This is a genomic window from Paenibacillus silvestris, from assembly GCF_009882985.1.
Classification (GTDB): Bacteria; Bacillota; Bacilli; order Paenibacillales; family NBRC-103111; genus Paenibacillus_E; species Paenibacillus_E silvestris.
Window position 1 is genome coordinate 654 of the sequence record NZ_WTUZ01000006.1, and the last position, 340, is coordinate 993.

The window sequence follows — 340 nt, forward strand, 5'->3', positions numbered from 1 at the left end:
CACGTTTTCGGGCTGGTATAAAGATGAGGGCTACGCCTCGGCGTGGAACTTCACGACGGATATGGTAAGCGCGAATACGACTCTGTATGCGAAATGGACGGCGATACCGGTCGCAACGTACACGGTGACGTTCGACTCGAAAGACGGCAGTGNATCACGAAGCCAGCTGATCCGACGAGAGCGGGCTACACGTTCTCGGGCTGGTATAAGGAAGAGGGCTATGCCTCGGCCTGGAACTTCGCGACGGATTCAGTAAGTGCGAATACGACTCTGTATGCGAAATGGACGGCGATACCGGTCGCAACGTACACGGTGACGTTCGACTCGAAAGACGGCAGTG

1 protein-coding gene and 1 pseudogene are annotated in these 340 nt (G+C 56.0%); both read left to right on the forward strand.

Annotated elements, in window-relative coordinates:
- Positions 1-58: pseudogene (locus tag GQF01_RS37055) on the forward strand (hypothetical protein); the annotation flags it as partial.
- Positions 59-93: 35 nt separating this feature from the next.
- Positions 94-340 (forward strand): InlB B-repeat-containing protein (locus GQF01_RS36180; protein ID WP_235958852.1); only part of this gene is annotated, 247 nt, incomplete at its 3' end.